General features: G+C 52.2%; 15 protein-coding genes. 13 read left to right on the top strand and 2 right to left on the bottom strand.

Annotated features, from left to right (window positions below; translation table 11 throughout):
• The first annotated feature begins 37 nt into the window (after positions 1 to 37).
• The gene (locus tag ACTQ3K_RS00755; protein WP_441564758.1) at positions 38 to 853 is read left to right on the top strand and encodes a carbon-nitrogen hydrolase family protein; all 816 of its coding nucleotides are present in this window, start codon (positions 38 to 40) and stop codon (positions 851 to 853) included.
• Positions 854 to 917: 64 nt separating this feature from the next.
• On the opposite strand, the gene ACTQ3K_RS00750 is transcribed toward ACTQ3K_RS00755, so the two are convergent.
• A complete protein-coding gene (locus ACTQ3K_RS00750) occupies positions 918 to 1,133 on the bottom strand; it encodes a small, acid-soluble spore protein, alpha/beta type (RefSeq protein WP_441564756.1) in 216 nt (71 codons plus the stop codon).
• 251 nt (positions 1,134 to 1,384) lie between these two features.
• Between ACTQ3K_RS00750 and rsmD the strand changes: the two genes are divergently transcribed.
• The 3 genes from rsmD to ACTQ3K_RS00735 all read left to right on the top strand — a co-directional run bounded on the left by rsmD (position 1,385) and on the right by ACTQ3K_RS00735 (position 3,291).
• The gene (gene rsmD / locus ACTQ3K_RS00745) at positions 1,385 to 1,951 is read left to right on the top strand and encodes a 16S rRNA (guanine(966)-N(2))-methyltransferase RsmD (RefSeq protein ID WP_441564754.1); all 567 of its coding nucleotides are present in this window, start codon (positions 1,385 to 1,387) and stop codon (positions 1,949 to 1,951) included.
• A gap of 6 nt (positions 1,952 to 1,957) precedes the next feature.
• On the top strand, positions 1,958 to 2,434 hold the full coding sequence (coaD, locus tag ACTQ3K_RS00740) for a pantetheine-phosphate adenylyltransferase (RefSeq protein ID WP_441564752.1): 477 nt from the start codon (positions 1,958 to 1,960) through the stop codon (positions 2,432 to 2,434).
• Between the two features lie 86 nt (positions 2,435 to 2,520).
• Entirely contained in the window at positions 2,521 to 3,291 is a 771-nt protein-coding gene (locus tag ACTQ3K_RS00735) for a vacuolar family H+-ATPase subunit H (RefSeq protein ID WP_441564751.1), read from the top strand.
• 72 nt (positions 3,292 to 3,363) lie between these two features.
• Here the strand turns inward: ACTQ3K_RS00735 and ACTQ3K_RS00730 are convergent, their stop codons facing one another.
• On the bottom strand, positions 3,364 to 4,278 hold the full coding sequence (locus ACTQ3K_RS00730; RefSeq protein WP_441564749.1) for a hypothetical protein: 915 nt from the start codon (positions 4,276 to 4,278) through the stop codon (positions 3,364 to 3,366).
• A gap of 72 nt (positions 4,279 to 4,350) precedes the next feature.
• Between ACTQ3K_RS00730 and ACTQ3K_RS00725 the strand changes: the two genes are divergently transcribed.
• The 9 genes from ACTQ3K_RS00725 (at position 4,351) to ACTQ3K_RS00685 (ending at position 14,636) form a co-directional block, all read left to right on the top strand.
• Positions 4,351 to 5,838 carry an aminoacyl-histidine dipeptidase gene (locus ACTQ3K_RS00725; RefSeq protein WP_441564747.1) on the top strand — a complete coding sequence of 496 codons (1,488 nt, stop codon included), beginning with the start codon at positions 4,351 to 4,353 and terminating at the stop codon, positions 5,836 to 5,838.
• 134 nt (positions 5,839 to 5,972) lie between these two features.
• The gene (locus ACTQ3K_RS00720) at positions 5,973 to 6,791 is read left to right on the top strand and encodes a GTP pyrophosphokinase (protein ID WP_441564745.1); all 819 of its coding nucleotides are present in this window, start codon (positions 5,973 to 5,975) and stop codon (positions 6,789 to 6,791) included.
• Between the two features lie 18 nt (positions 6,792 to 6,809).
• Positions 6,810 to 8,273 (top strand): RsmF rRNA methyltransferase first C-terminal domain-containing protein, encoded by a 1,464-nt coding sequence (locus ACTQ3K_RS00715; RefSeq protein ID WP_441564743.1) that lies wholly within the window; start codon positions 6,810 to 6,812, stop codon positions 8,271 to 8,273.
• A complete protein-coding gene (locus ACTQ3K_RS00710; RefSeq protein ID WP_441565204.1) occupies positions 8,273 to 8,932 on the top strand; it encodes an HAD family hydrolase in 660 nt (219 codons plus the stop codon). Before ACTQ3K_RS00715 ends, ACTQ3K_RS00710 begins: the two co-directional genes overlap by 1 nt.
• Before the next feature lies 1 nt (position 8,933).
• The gene (locus ACTQ3K_RS00705; RefSeq protein WP_441564741.1) at positions 8,934 to 10,841 is read left to right on the top strand and encodes a YgiQ family radical SAM protein; all 1,908 of its coding nucleotides are present in this window, start codon (positions 8,934 to 8,936) and stop codon (positions 10,839 to 10,841) included.
• Between the two features lie 49 nt (positions 10,842 to 10,890).
• Positions 10,891 to 12,495: an MBL fold metallo-hydrolase RNA specificity domain-containing protein gene (locus tag ACTQ3K_RS00700; protein WP_441564739.1), complete on the top strand. Its 1,605-nt coding sequence runs from the start codon at positions 10,891 to 10,893 to the stop codon at positions 12,493 to 12,495.
• 8 nt (positions 12,496 to 12,503) lie between these two features.
• Positions 12,504 to 13,061, top strand: coding sequence for a hypothetical protein (locus tag ACTQ3K_RS00695; protein WP_441564737.1), 558 nt, complete (start codon positions 12,504 to 12,506; stop codon positions 13,059 to 13,061).
• 35 nt (positions 13,062 to 13,096) lie between these two features.
• The gene (locus tag ACTQ3K_RS00690; RefSeq protein ID WP_441564736.1) at positions 13,097 to 14,119 is read left to right on the top strand and encodes an RluA family pseudouridine synthase; all 1,023 of its coding nucleotides are present in this window, start codon (positions 13,097 to 13,099) and stop codon (positions 14,117 to 14,119) included.
• On the top strand, positions 14,103 to 14,636 hold the full coding sequence (locus ACTQ3K_RS00685) for a Holliday junction resolvase RecU (protein ID WP_441564734.1): 534 nt from the start codon (positions 14,103 to 14,105) through the stop codon (positions 14,634 to 14,636). Before ACTQ3K_RS00690 ends, ACTQ3K_RS00685 begins: the two co-directional genes overlap by 17 nt.
• The last annotated feature ends 49 nt before the right edge of the window (positions 14,637 to 14,685 follow it).

Below are 14,685 nucleotides of genomic sequence, written 5' to 3'. Positions count from 1 at the left end.
TACTTTGCCGGAGCCGGCAGAAAGGAATCAGAGTTTGATGAATCATACGTTGTGCAGGGTTTCTGTGATCCAGATGAATACGGGAGCACCAAAGGAGGAGCATCTTTCCATGGCGGAACAGAAAATCCGTGAGGCAGGCAGCCGGGGAGCAGATTTTGTGGTTTTGCCGGAAATGTTCCAGAGCCCCTATGAAACGAGCCAGTTTCCCGTGTATGCCGAGACCGCAGATGGAGAAAGTGCAAATCGGCTTTCCAGAGCGGCAAAAGAAGCGCAGGTTTATCTGATCGGCGGCAGCATACCGGAGTGCGAAGGAGACCGGATCTATAATACCTCTCTGGTTTTCGGACGGGACGGAAGTCTTCTGGCAAAGCACCGGAAAGTGCATCTGTTTGATATTGATGTGAAGGGCGGCCAGTATTTTAAAGAATCTGAAACGCTAAGCCCCGGAAACGAGGCTACGGTTTTTCAGACGGAATTCGGCCCTGTTGGGGTCTGCATCTGTTACGATATCCGGTTTCCGGAGCTGTTCCGGCTGATGGCCGACCGTGGTGCGAACCTGGTATTCTGTCCGGCAGCGTTTAACCGTACCACCGGGCCGAAGCACTGGGAGCTGCTGTTTCGCAGCCGCGCGCTGGACAATCAGCTGTTTCTGGTGGGAGCCGCTCCTGCAGCCGATGAAACCGCCTCCTATATTTCTTATGGACATTCCATTGTCGTCTCTCCCTGGGGCGAGGTTCTGGCCCAGGCAGGAGAAGAACCCTGTGTATTGGAGAAAACGCTGGATCTGTCTCAGATCAAGGAGGTCCGGGAACAGATTCCGGTATTAAAGCATCTGAGAAGGGATCTGTATTAAAAATATTGCAAGAGAAACAGCCATGCAGGGTTTCTCTGCATGGCTGTTCCCCGGGAAAGACGGCCTACTTTCCGGCCATCTGTCTTTCCTGTTCCTCAATCATTTTCTTGACCATATAGCCGCCTACGGAGCCATTCTGGTAAGAAGTGAGGTCGCCGTTGTAACCGCTCTTTAACGGAACGCCGATTTCATTGGCAACCTCCATCTTAAAACGGTCCATCGCGTCTTTTGCCTCAGGGACATTGACCTGATTGCTGTTTCCTGTGTTTTTTCCAGACATGTGAAGCACCTCCTTTTCGGTTGTTATCTGGTACACCCTTATTATGTGCCTGAGAAGGAATAATACACTGGGAAGATCTGCGTCTTCTGTCAGAATCTTCTAACGGAAAATGCCACTTGATTGAAGAGGAAAATCATATTATAATAACGTAGTGACAGACGCAGAACCTCAGATCATTCGCACAGATATGCATGGATCTGCAAAGAGGAGTCTTTTCGTCTGTTTAAAATCAAATAAAACGAGGAATCAACATGAGAGTAATTGCAGGGAAAGCCAGGCGGCTTCCTTTAAAAACACTGGACAGTCTCGACACCAGGCCGACGACTGACCGGATCAAAGAAACGCTGTTTAATATGCTTCAGACAGAGATTACCGGCTGTCGGTTTCTGGATCTGTTTTCCGGAAGCGGGGGGATTGGAATCGAGGCGCTGAGCCGCGGAGCCAGTGCCTGTGTATTTGTGGAAAACAATAAAAAGGCGGCGGACTGTATCCGCCAGAACCTTTCCTTTACCCGCCTGGAACCGGATGCGGTTGTAATGGAATGCGACGCATTGACTGCGCTCCGGAGACTGGAGGATTCCGGAGAACAGCCCTTTGACCTGATCTTCATGGATCCGCCCTATGGAAAAGAACTGGAGCGTCAGGTGCTTATGGCGCTGTCTCATTCCCGTCTGGCGGATGAAATGACTACGATCATCGTGGAGGCATCGCTTCAGACAGATTTTTCCTACGTGGAAGAGGAAACCATTTTCCAGATCGTGAGGGAAAAGAACTATAAAACCAATAAACATGTTTTTATCGAAATGAAGGAGCTTTAACATCGTATGAGAATCGCTGTATACCCGGGAAGCTTTGATCCCGTGACCCTTGGACATCTGGATATCATTGAGCGTTCTTCTAAAATGGTGGACAAGCTCATTGTAGGCGTGTTGAATAACAGCGCAAAAAATCCGTTGTTTTCTGTTGCGGAACGTGTTACTATGTTAAAGAATGTGACGGCTCATCTGTCCAATGTGGAAGTCACCTCGTTTGATGGACTTCTGGTGGATTTTGCGGTTCAGTGCCATGCGCAGACCGTTGTCCGCGGACTTCGCGCCATCACCGACTTTGAATATGAACTGCAGATGTCTCAGACCAATCGTATCATGTGTCCGGAACTGGATACGATGTTTCTGACGACAGACTTAAAATATGCGTATTTAAGTTCCAGTACGGTACGGGAGGTTGCCCGATATCACGGAAATATCTCGGCGTTTGTGCCGCCGTCTGTATTGCCAAGAGTACTGGAAAAATTTAAATAGCCATCGGGCAGTCCATGATCCGGAACCGGGCCTAAGCAGGAACGGCTCTGTATTATGACCGATAAGAAAACTTGGAGGAACGAACCATGAGCAGAATCGAACAGTTGATCAGTGAAATTGAAGAATACATTGATGGATGCAAGCCGCAGCCATTTACCAACAACAAGAAGATCATCGTGGATAAGGATGAGATGGAAGAGCTTTTAGTGGAGCTTCGTCTCCGGACTCCGGATGAGATCAAGAAATATCAGAAGATCATCAGCAATAAGGATGCCATCACCGGCTCCGCTCAGGAAGAAGCAGATCAGATCGTAAAGGATGCGAAAGCACAGGCAGAGCAGATTCTTGCCCAGGCGCAGGAGCAGGCCAATCAGATCATTGCCGAGACCGAACAGCACACTGCCGCTCTGGTAAACGAACACGAAGTAGTCCTGCAGGCAAACCAGCAGGCCGGCCAGGTACTGGATCAGGCATATCAGCAGGCAAATGAGGTGGTGGAACAGGCAAACCAGCAGGCGGTACAGGTTATGGAGCAGGCCAATGCCAGCGCTCAGCAGGTGGTTGACAGTGCCGTAGCGGATTCCGACAATATCCGTGAGGGCGCGATCCGTTACACCGATGAAATGCTCGGAACGCTTCAGACCATTATGAACCGCACCATGGAGCAGGCAAACGAAAAGTTCCGTTCGTTCATCGATTCCTTCCAGGCAAACCTGGATGTGGTGACCAATAACCGCAGTGAGCTGCAGGTTCCAGCAGCAGAAGCGGCGGCAGCGGCTGAGCCGAAGAACACGGAAAGCAAGCCGGCGGCCGACCAGAAGAAAGACGGCGGTATCAATACCGATATGCTTGGCTGATGACAAAAGAGAACTCAGGAGGGGATACTCTGAACGGTATCCCCTTGTTTTATGTTTTCAGATAACGCTGTTTTATCTCTGCAGCATCGGATAAAACCCGTAAATCATCAGAAAGGTCCCTGCTGCCTGCAGCAGCTTCGCCCATCCGATCCGCCGGATGGAAAACGGTGTTCCCTTTAATGCACTTTTGGTCTGTGCCAGGATGGAACAGCCGCCGAAGGCCGCATAAGAAAAGCAGAGTGAAACGGTCAGCCGTTCGGAAAGACCGGCACGGATCGTAAAGGCGGTTCCGGAGGTCATTTCCAGGATTCCTGGAAAAAGAGACTGAAACACCGGATGGGCAGACCAGGAGGTAAGAAAGTAGGAGAGCATGGTAAAGAGCATCAGATATATGCCGATCTTTGCCATGAGGATCATGCTGTCCGTCATGCTTTCTTCAAATAATCCCAAAACATTGTGCTCATTGGAGGCGGGACATTTCTGTTTTGGCAAAGATGTCCGCAGGCTGGAAGCTGTCTGCCGTGTCCGACGTGCTTCTGCCGCAGTCTGTATTCCAAAAAAGATCACAGCAGGCAGATAAACGCTCAGCATATAAACCAGAGCCTTTTCCGGCGGAATCCGCAGCATTCCGGAGCATAAGAATCCGCTCAGGAACATGGGACTCGGTTCGCCTACCAGTGACAGAAGCCTGCGGCCCTGGAATTCCGACAGCCGTTTCTTTTTCCAGAGGGAGGCCACGGTTTTGGCACCCATGGGATAACCGCAGAACCAGCCCACAGTGAGCGCAAGGGCGGACGGCGGAAGACGGCGGAACAGTCCGGAGGCAGTTAAATACCCGGAAAGGATCATACAGGGCAGAAGAGCCGGAAGAACGCTGGAATACCACAGTGCCAGACCGGCAGACGCCCCGGAGACGGCAATGGACGGACGGGAAAGGCAGAGGATAAATAACAGCACAGTCCCAAGGGAAAACAGCAGTCGTTTCAAAATCCTGTCCTTTCGCTTTTTTTCAGTTTATGTTACGGGACGGCGTCCTATGCCGCCCGGAAAGGAGACTATATGGAACCGAAACAGGTCTTTCACTATTTTGAGGAATTATCCCGGATTCCGCGGGAATCCGGACATACAAAGGAAGCCGCCGATTACTGCACGGCCTTTGCCGAGGCACATGGTCTTTCCTGGAGGCGGGATGAATACCAGAACGTGGTGATCCGAAAACCGGGCAGCAGGGGCTTTGAACAGGCTCCCACGGTTATGCTTCAGGGCCATCTGGACATGGTTTGCGTGGCTGATCCCGGTGTTTCCCATGATTTCCGAACCGAAAGCCTTCATTTAAAGACGGATGGTGATTACCTGACTGCAGACGGAACGACTCTGGGAGGGGATGACGGCATTGCTGTTGCCATGGCGCTGGCGATTCTGGATTCGGAGGAGCTGATCCATCCGCCGCTGGAGTGCGTCTTTACCTCTGATGAAGAAATCGGAATGATCGGCGCCTCTGCCATGGATATGAGCGATCTGAAGTCCTCCGTTCTTCTGAACCTGGATTCTGAGGACGAAGGGGTATTTCTGTCCGGGTGCGCCGGAGGAATCCGTTATGATCTTACGCTGCCCATTGAAAGAACGGAAGCGTCCGGAATCCCTGTAGGGCTGCACCTTTCCGGCCTGACAGGCGGCCACTCCGGTACTGATATTGTGTTCGGACGGGCCAATGCTGTGATCCTGGCGGGCGAAGTCTTAAACCGTCTGACGGAGGAGATTCCGTCTCTTTCCCTGCGTGGCCTTTCTGCCGGTCTTCAGGACAATGCCATTCCGACCTCCTTTACGGCGGAGCTGCTGGTTTCAAAAGAGGACCGGACAGAGACCGAACAGGCGGTGCAGGCTATCAAGGCAGACCTGCGGGCGCGGTTTCACGGTACAGATCCGGCGCTTTCCATGACGCTTACAGCGAATGAAGAAATTACCGGGATTTCCGAAGCGCTTATGATGGATACCAGACAGACGGAACGGCCCTGGCAGGTTTTGACCGGTCCGGAGCTCAGACGCCTTTGTGCATGGTTATGGAATCTGCCTGACGGCGTTTCCTCCATGAGCAGCGCGCTTCCCGGTCTTGTGGAAACCTCCATGAACTGCGGAATCCTGCGTCTTTCCAGTACGAATGCACAGGTCTCCTGTCTGCTGCGCAGCTCCTCCGTGTCCGGAAAGCAGGCACTGATGCGGCGGCTGGAGGCGTACATGGATCTGGCAGGAGGAAGCTTTCAGACCTCCGGCGATTATCCTGCCTGGGAATACCGCCCGGATTCCCCGCTTCAGTCACTTCTCCGTGAGGTCTATGAAGAGCAGTATGGAAAAGCGGCCCGGGTGGAGACCATTCATGCCGGAGTGGAATGCGGCCTGTTTGCGGCAAAGATCCCGGGACTGGATGCCGTTTCCATGGGTCCGGAGATCCTGGATATCCATACGCCGAGAGAGCGGCTTTCCATCTCTTCCACGGAGCGGTTTTACCGGTTTTTGACTGAAGTATTAAAACGTCTGGCAGGAGCATAAGATTCCTTACCACCCAATCACTATTTTGTGGTATACTAATAGAACTGGGAAACCATGGTTCGGTATATGCTCAGTAAAAAATGCATTGGCGAACGACTGCTGCATCAAAGAGAAAACAGGAGTGTAGAACATTTATGAGAATTCAGCTTTGGAGAGAAGCACTTGCACCGTATCAGCTTGCCGTTGAGGAACTGATGGTGAAGTTTAACCATATCATAAAGGAATGCCGGGAATCCGGGACGTATTCCCCCATCGAGGCGGTGCAGGGACGGGTCAAGAAGATTTCCAGTATTCTGGAAAAAGCACAGCGGAAGGGGATTCCCCTGGATGAATTTACGGAACGGCTGGACGACATTGCCGGTATCCGGATCATCTGCCAGTTCGTGGAGGATATCGCCACGGTGGTCAACCTGATCCGCAGCCGCAGCGACATGGAAGTGGTAAGCGAGCGGGACTATATCAATCATACAAAGGAAAGCGGATACCGGAGCTATCATGTCAATGTCCTTTATGAAGTGTATACCGCCAGCGGAAAGCATAAGATCCAGGTGGAGATTCAGATCCGTACGATGGCCATGAACTTCTGGGCGACCATCGAACATTCCCTCCACTATAAATACCGGGAGGAGCTTCCGGAGATTCTAGCTCAGCGGTTAAAGACAGCCGCGGAGGCAGTTCTTGCCCTGGACTGTGAGATGTCCGCGATCCGGGAAGAGATTGTGGATGCCCAGCGGCTGTTCCAGGAGAAGGCCTCGGTGGTGGCGGATATTTTAAATAATCTTCAGAATCTTTACAGCGGTGAAGAGGAATATGAGGATGCCATGCTGAATATCCAGAACGAGTTTTATGAAGTCTACCACCACGGATCCCTGGAGGAACTGGAGGATTTCGGACGGCGGCTGGATAAGCTGGCGGCTGTACGGAAGGTTCAGGGGCTTCACACTTTTAACTAGCGTTTATGGAGAAGAATCATGGAACTGCCTCTTACGTATGAAGAAACGATGAAACAGCTTCTCGGAGAAGCCGGGTTTCAGGAATATAGAAACAGCTTTCGCGAGCCGGCCTGCCGCGGGTTCCGGCTAAATCCGGGAAAGGTGCGGACGGATGAAGAACGGGAACGGGTCCTTTCGGCCCTTCCGGTTCTTTGTTCCGTTTCCTGGTCTGGCGGACTGGGTTATGAATATGAGCCATCGGCAGATCTTTCCCACCATCCCTATTATTTTTCCGGCCTTTATTATTTACAGGAGCCAAGTGCCATGGCGCCGGGAGCGCTGCTTCCGGTAACGCCGGGAGATCGTGTCCTGGATCTGTGCGCTGCTCCCGGAGGAAAGAGCACTGCTCTGGGAGCAGCCTTAAAGGGACAGGGGATTCTGGTCTCTAATGATGTAAGTGCCTCAAGGGCGAAGGCACTGTTGAAAAATCTGGAGTTGTTCGGAATCGGTAATGCCCTGGTCTGCAGTGAGGAGCCGGAGCGGCTGGCAGCCTGTTTTCCCGGCTGGTTTGATAAGATCCTGATCGACGCACCCTGTTCCGGAGAGGGCATGTTCCGGAGGGAACCGTCCATGATCGAAAGCTGGAAGGAGCGCGGACCGGAGTATTATGTGCCGATCCAGAGACGACTGCTTTCCTGTGCGGTCTCCATGTTAAAGCCGGGCGGACTTCTTCTGTATTCCACCTGTACCTTTTCCCCCCGGGAGGACGAGGAGAATATCCGATTTATCCTCTCGGAAGCATCGGAGCTGGAAGCGGTTCCGATCCAGACGGAGCACGGCTTTTCCAGAGGCACCGATGAAACCTCTGTCCGTCTGTTTCCGTGGAAGCTGCGGGGCGAGGGACATTTTGCGGCGCTGATGAAAAAGAAAGTCAATGTGAAATGTGCCGATACGGACATTGAAACTTTCTGCGTTTCGCAGGCAAACGGTTTGGAATCAGAGTTCGCGGATCGTTCTGCAAAAGACGGAAGAGAACAGATCCTTCGAAAACAGGCGGCTTCCAACGAGAAATTTTTAAAGAAATTTCCGGCGTTTGCGGAGTTCCGGGATCAGATCCTTCTCTCCCTGGAGAAACGCGGCTGGTACTGGGAGCGGGATGGAAATCTTTACCTGCTTCCCCTTTCGCCGGAGAAGCTTCCGAAAATCCGCTTTCTTCGGACAGGACTGTTTCTCGGCACCATGAAAAAGAACCGGTTTGAGCCGTCTCAGGCTCTTGCCATGTTCTTTTCCAAGGAAGCGTTTTCCAATACTGCTGACTTTTCCTCAGAAGATATCCGTACCGTAAAATATTTAAAGGGTGAGACTATCGATACGGAGGGAGCCGCCTGTGAGGGAGCCGACGGCTGGTGTCTCGTCTGTACAGACGGCTGGAGCCTTGGATTTGCAAAAAGAAATCGCGGAATCTTAAAGAACAAATATTATCCCGGATGGAGATGGCAATGATGAAATTACCAAAGCATACAGAAGCAGTAATCTTTGATCTGGACGGAACCCTGGTGGATTCCATGGGTATGTGGAAGGAAATTGATGTGGATTTCCTGGGACGATTCGGCTATACCGTTCCGGAAAATCTCCAGAAAGAAATCGAAGGCATGAGTTTTTCCGAGACGGCCGCATATTTTCAGAACCGGTTTTCCCTTCCGATGAGCCTGGATAAGATCAAGGCATGCTGGAACGAGATGGCCATGGAGCAGTATTCGAATAAGATCCGATTAAAACCGGGTGCGGAAGACTTTTTAAAAAGCCTGAAGCAAAAACAGATCCGGACCGGGATCGCCACCAGTAATTCCAGAGAGCTTGTGGAAGCAGTAACCGGCGCCAACGGTGTGCGGGATCTGTTTGATGCGGTCGTGGTGGGCTGCCAGGTCCCGAAGGGAAAGCCTTCTCCTGATGTTTATTTATTCGCAGCTGAAAAGATTTCTGTTTTGCCGGAGCACTGTCTGGTACTGGAGGATCTTCCGGCTGGGATTTTGGCCGGAAAGCGGGCAGGCATGACAGTCTGGGCCGTGGATGACGAATATTCCCGTACCATGCGCATGGAAAAAGAAGAACTGGCAGACGGATTTTTAACGTCCTATGCCGAGATCGAGTTGGAGGCGTAACATGATGGATTTTCTCCCGGTAAGCAGGGCAGATATGAAAAAACGAGGCTGGGATGAGCTGGATTTCGTTTATGTGATCGGTGATGCCTATGTAGACCATCCGTCCTTCGGACCGGCGATCATCAGCCGGCTCCTGGAATCCAGAGGCTACCGGGTCGGAATCATCGCCCAGCCGGATTGGAAGAAGGAAGAAAGCGTTCAGGTCCTGGGAAAGCCCCGCCTTGCGTTTTTGGTAAGCGCCGGAAATATGGATTCCATGGTAAACCATTATTCGGTATCCAAGAGACGGCGGGAGACCGATTCCTATACGCCCGGTGGTGTCATGGGAAAACGTCCGGATTATGCCGTAACCGTGTACTGCAACCTGCTTAGGAGGGTCTACAAGCAGGTGCCTATCATCGTCGGCGGGATCGAGGCCAGCCTGCGCCGTCTTGCCCATTATGATTACTGGTCGGGAAGAGTCCGCCGTTCGGTGCTCATGGATTCCCAGGCAGATCTGGTAAGCTACGGCATGGGCGAGCATTCCATGGTGGAGATTGCCGAAGCGCTGGAAGCGGGACTCCCGGTTTCTGAGATTACGTATATTGCCGGAACTGCCTGTCATGTGAAGGAGCTTCCTGATGATCCGGAGATGATCGTGCTTCCCGATTATGAGACGGTGAAGGATGATAAGCGGGCCTATGCCGAAAGCTTCCGGATCCAGTACCGGAACACAGATCCCTTCCGTGGAAAACGGCTGGCGGAAGGCTACGGAACGAGGGGGTATGTGCTCCAGAATCCGCCGGCAAAGCCTTTATCGCAGCAGGAAATGGATGATGTCTACGATCTGCCCTATATGCGGACCTGGCATCCTATGTACAATAAAGACGGCGGGATCCCGGCTTTTTCCGAGATCAAATTCAGTCTGGTGAGCAACCGGGGCTGTTTCGGAAGCTGCAGCTTCTGCGCCCTGACCTTTCATCAGGGACGGATCGTCCAGACCAGAAGCCATGAGTCCATTCTGAAGGAGGCAGAAATCCTTACCGGAGAACCGGATTTCAAGGGTTATATCCATGATGTGGGCGGGCCTACTGCCGATTTTCGGGCGCCCTCCTGCGAAAAGCAGCTGAAGACGGGAACCTGTCCCGACCGCCAGTGTCTCTTTCCATCGCCATGCAAAAACCTCCGGGTGAGCCATCAGGATTATCTGAAGCTGCTTCGGAAGCTGCGGGCGGTTCCCGGTGTGAAAAAGGTTTTCATCCGGTCCGGAATCCGGTTTGATTATGTTATGGCAGATAAGGACGAGACCTTTTTAAGGGAGCTTTGCCAGTATCATATCAGCGGCCAGTTAAAGGTCGCTCCCGAACATATTTCTCCCCAGGTATTAAAGTACATGGGAAAACCGGAGGCAGGTGTTTATCTGTCCTTTGCGGAGAAATACCGGAAGATGAATGAGCAGCTGGGGAAAAAGCAGTATCTGGTTCCCTATCTTATGTCGTCTCACCCCGGCTCGACCATGAAAGAAGCCATTCGTCTGGCGGAATACCTGCGGGACATCAATCATACCCCGGAGCAGGTCCAGGACTTTTATCCGACACCCTCAACTCTTTCCACCTGTATGTATTATACGGGACTGGATCCGCGGACCATGGAGCCGGTCTATGTGCCGAAAAATCCCCATGAGAAGGCCATGCAGCGGGCACTCATGCAGTACCGGCTGCCCAAAAACCGTCCCCTTGTCATGGAGGCACTGGAAACGGCCGGGCGGACGGATCTTATCGGGTACGGTCCGAAATGTCTGATCCGGCCGGAGAATACAAGAGCAGAGGGACGAAGCGGGCATATTGGCAGGAATGCCTGTAAGCGGGAAAACGCAGTTCGTTCCGGAAAGAAAAAGACCATTCGGAATGTTCATAAAAAGAAATCGTAACAGTATGCATTAGCAGCATTCATAAGGATTCCTAAAAGGAGGCGTGTTTATGGAACTGATATTCATTGGTGCGGATCATGAAGTAACCGGAAGCTGTCATATGGTGCGGGCAGCCGGAAAAAATCTTCTCATTGACTGTGGTATGGAGCAGGGCGAGGATGTTTTTGAAAATCAGGAAATCCCGGTTCCGGCTTCGGAGGTGGATGCGGTGCTTTTAACCCATGCCCACATCGACCATTCGGGACTTCTCCCGCTTCTTTATGCGAAGGGCTTCCGCGGACCGGTTTACTCCACCACCGCGACCTGTGACCTCTGCCGGATCATGCTGCGTGACAGTGCCCATATCCAGGAATTCGAGGCCGAATGGCGAAACCGGAAGGCAAAGCGCTCCGGCGGACCGGAATATATTCCCCTGTATACGATGGAGGATGCGGTGGGGCTTCTGGAACAGCTGGTGCCCTGTGATTATAAGGAGATCATTGAGCTCTTCCCCGGAATCCGGGCGCGTTTTTCCGATGTGGGCCATCTGCTCGGCTCCGCCAGCATCGAGCTGTGGCTTACAGAAGGAACCGAGGAGCGGAAGGTCGTCTTCTCCGGAGATGTGGGAAATCTGGACCAGCCGCTGATCCGTGATCCCCAGTATCTGGACAGCGCCGATTTTGTGATCATGGAATCCACCTATGGCGACCGGGTCCATTCGGCAGTCAGAGTGGATTATGTAAAAGAGCTTTCCAAAATCATTCAGGAAACCTTTGACCGGGGCGGAAATGTGGTGATCCCGTCCTTTGCCGTGGGACGTACGCAGGAAATGCTGTATTTTCTCCGGAAGATCAAGGCCGAGCATCTGATCCACGGACATGGGGATTTCAAGGTTTATGTGGACAGTCCGCTGGCGGTAGAGGCCACCAGTATCTTTGACCGTCATAAATACAGCTGCTTTGATGAAGAAGCCACGGAGCTTCTGAATCAGGGGATCAATCCGATCCAGTTTCCGGGATTACAGGTTTCTGTCACCAGCGACGATTCCAAGCAGATCAATTTTGACTCCGAGCCGAAGGTGATTCTATCGGCTTCCGGTATGTGCGAGGCCGGCCGGATCCGTCATCATCTGAAGCATAATCTGTGGCGGCCGGAATGTACCATCCTGTTTGTGGGCTACCAGTCGGCGGGAACGCTGGGAAGGTCACTGCTGGAGGGTGCCCAGACGGTACGGCTCTTCGGCGAAGTGATCGAGGTAAAGGCTAGGATCTGCCGTCTGGACGGAATCAGCGGACACGCGGATAAAAATGGTCTGCTTACCTGGATCAATGCCTTCCGGGACAAACCGGAAAAGGTCTTTGTGGTTCACGGTGAGGATCAGGTCTGCGAAAGCTTTGCGGCATGTCTGAGGAAGGAGTACGGCTATGATGCCGAAGCGCCTTACAGCGGGGCTGTTTATGATCTTTTAGAGAAGTGCTGGAGCAGGGAAGCGGAGCCTATCGTGATCCGAAAAGCAAAGCCGAAGGCCAAAAAAGCAGCTACTGTTTTTGCCCGTCTGGTAGCGGCCGGAGAACGCCTCATGAGCGTGATCCGGAAAAACGAGGGCGGTGCCAACAAGGATCTGGCCAAGATGGCCGATCAGATCAATATGCTATGTGATAAATGGGAGAGATAACAGATACCATGAACAGAGGAGACTATGGTTACGGAATGAAGAAACTCCGGCAGCAGATCTTACTGTGCGCCGGCTGCTGCGTCCTGGTTTTCGGGGCGCTGATCCTGGGAATCTGCCTGACAGGAACCAGAAAGAATATTTTTACAGTGGGAGCTATCTGCTCTGTGTTGCCGGCTGCCACCTTTGCGGTGAATATTGTTGCCCGCTCCAAGGGGCTGCCCTTAAAGAAAGCGGAATACCGCCGGTTTGCAGCGGTGACAGGCGATAACGTGACGGCCTGTGACATGATCGTTACTGCAAACCAGAAGCTGGTGCCCATTCAGGCAGCAGTTTTTTCGGAGCACGGGATTGTCGGCTACACCGCATTGAAAAAAATTGATGTAAAACAGTCGGAACGGGATGTGAACGGTCTGTTAAAAAGCGTTGGAATCTATGGAAAGATCCAGCTGTTTACGGATTATGATGCCTTTTTAAAGCGGGTAAAGGGGATTGCCGCGCCGGAATCCGAGGAAGTACGGAAAGAGCTGGAGAAAAAGCGGTATGATTTCCTGGTATATTCCATGTAATCCGGAAAATCTACAGAAAAAGGACGGAAGTATTCATGCGTGAACTTGTGATCGGGGTGTCCGAAGCCGGAGGCCGTCTGGATAAATATCTCCAGAACTATATGGCTCTTGCGCCCAAAAGCTTTTTTTACAAGATGTTCCGAAAAAAGAATATTACCTGCAACGGAAAGAAATGCGAGGGAAATGAACGGCTCTGTGAGGGCGATGTGATCCGACTGTTTCTTGCGGAGGAGACCATCGAAAAGTTCCGAAAGCAGGCCGCTCAGGCACCGGCTTATCCGAACATGGAGCTTTCGGTGATTTATGAAGATGATCAGGTTCTGCTTCTCCATAAACCGGCGGGTATTCTTTCTCAGCGTTCCGGTGGAAACGAGCCTTCCATGGTGGAATATTTGACCGGATATCTTCTTCGGAACGGTTCTGTCACTGCCGAAACGCTCCGCAGTGTACAGCCTTCGGTCTGCAATCGGCTGGATCGGAACACCAGCGGACTGATCACCGTCGGAAAGACCTTGACGGCGTTACGTGCCTTATCGGAGCTGTTTCGGGAACGGACCGTGGGAAAATATTATCTGTGTCTGGTAAAGGGGCAGATCACGCATGGCTCCAGACTGGAGGGCTATCTTTCCAAGGATGAGAAATCCAATCAGGTGACGATCCTGGAGCATGCAGTCCAGGATTCCAGTCCCATCTGTACAGTCTATGAGCCGCTGGCGCACAGTGCAGACAGCACCTTATTAAAGGTGGAGCTGGTCACCGGAAAAAGCCATCAGATCCGGGCTCATCTGGCCTCCATCGGCCATCCGGTCCTGGGAGATCCCAAGTACGGTGATCTGATGAGAAACCGCCGTCTTCGGGACGGTTACGGCGTGCGTTTCCAGCTCCTTCATGCCTGGAAGATGACCTTTCCGCTTCTTTCCGGTGCTCTTTCGGGACTTTCCGGAAAAACGTTTGCGGATCCGATCCCGAAGGTCTTTGCCGCAGTGATAAAAGGGGAAGCCATGACGTTTTTAAACCGATCCGACCGAAGCGAGGTGCTTTATGGCAACGTGGAATAGCAGAGGACTTCGCGGCTCCACCCTGGAGGAGCTGGTCAATGTGACCAATGAACGGTATGCGGAGGCGGGACTTGCTCTGATCCAGAAGATCCCGACCCCTATAAAGCCTATCCAGATCGACAAGGAAAGCCGCCATATCACCCTGGCCTATTTCGATCAGAAGAGTACCGTGGATTACATTGGTGCCGTTCAGGGGATTCCGGTCTGCTTTGATGCGAAGGAATCGGCTGTAACCACCTTCCCTCTCCAGAATATCCACGAACACCAGATCACCTTCATGGAGGCCTTCGAAAGGCAGGGAGGGATCGCTTTTATCCTGCTGGATTTTACGGCTCTTCAGGAGGTGTACTACGTTCCGTTCCGGGATATTTTACGATGGTGGAACCGCGGAAAAAACGGAGGGCGGAAGAGCTTTACCTATGAGGAGCTGGATCAAAGCTACCAGGTCACCGTCAAAAACGGAACACTGATCCATTACCTGGAAATGCTTCAGAAAGATCTGGAAAGCAGAGATTGACAAAATCCGGTTCTGCCTGTATAATGTTTTTGTTTGCTAATCTAGTATC

Source organism: Candidatus Paralachnospira sp. LCP21S3_A2, assembly GCF_052118925.1.
Classification (GTDB): domain Bacteria; phylum Bacillota; class Clostridia; order Lachnospirales; family Lachnospiraceae; genus Lientehia.
Note: the sequence above shows the minus strand (reverse complement) of the source record. Positions and strands in the feature narration are given on the sequence as shown.

Coding starts and splice junctions, on each gene's coding strand:
- ACTQ3K_RS00715 (WP_441564743.1), top strand. CDS start 6,810: ATGGAACTGCCTCTTACGTATGAAGAAACGATGAAACAGCTTCTCGGA.
- ACTQ3K_RS00750 (WP_441564756.1), bottom strand. CDS start 1,133: ATGTCTGGAAAAAACACAGGAAACAGCAATCAGGTCAATGTCCCTGAG.
- rsmD (WP_441564754.1), top strand. CDS start 1,385: ATGAGAGTAATTGCAGGGAAAGCCAGGCGGCTTCCTTTAAAAACACTG.
- ACTQ3K_RS00685 (WP_441564734.1), top strand. CDS start 14,103: ATGGCAACGTGGAATAGCAGAGGACTTCGCGGCTCCACCCTGGAGGAG.
- ACTQ3K_RS00710 (WP_441565204.1), top strand. CDS start 8,273: ATGAAATTACCAAAGCATACAGAAGCAGTAATCTTTGATCTGGACGGA.
- ACTQ3K_RS00705 (WP_441564741.1), top strand. CDS start 8,934: ATGATGGATTTTCTCCCGGTAAGCAGGGCAGATATGAAAAAACGAGGC.
- ACTQ3K_RS00700 (WP_441564739.1), top strand. CDS start 10,891: ATGGAACTGATATTCATTGGTGCGGATCATGAAGTAACCGGAAGCTGT.
- ACTQ3K_RS00695 (WP_441564737.1), top strand. CDS start 12,504: ATGAACAGAGGAGACTATGGTTACGGAATGAAGAAACTCCGGCAGCAG.
- ACTQ3K_RS00725 (WP_441564747.1), top strand. CDS start 4,351: ATGGAACCGAAACAGGTCTTTCACTATTTTGAGGAATTATCCCGGATT.
- ACTQ3K_RS00720 (WP_441564745.1), top strand. CDS start 5,973: ATGAGAATTCAGCTTTGGAGAGAAGCACTTGCACCGTATCAGCTTGCC.
- ACTQ3K_RS00735 (WP_441564751.1), top strand. CDS start 2,521: ATGAGCAGAATCGAACAGTTGATCAGTGAAATTGAAGAATACATTGAT.
- ACTQ3K_RS00755 (WP_441564758.1), top strand. CDS start 38: ATGAATCATACGTTGTGCAGGGTTTCTGTGATCCAGATGAATACGGGA.
- coaD (WP_441564752.1), top strand. CDS start 1,958: ATGAGAATCGCTGTATACCCGGGAAGCTTTGATCCCGTGACCCTTGGA.
- ACTQ3K_RS00690 (WP_441564736.1), top strand. CDS start 13,097: ATGCGTGAACTTGTGATCGGGGTGTCCGAAGCCGGAGGCCGTCTGGAT.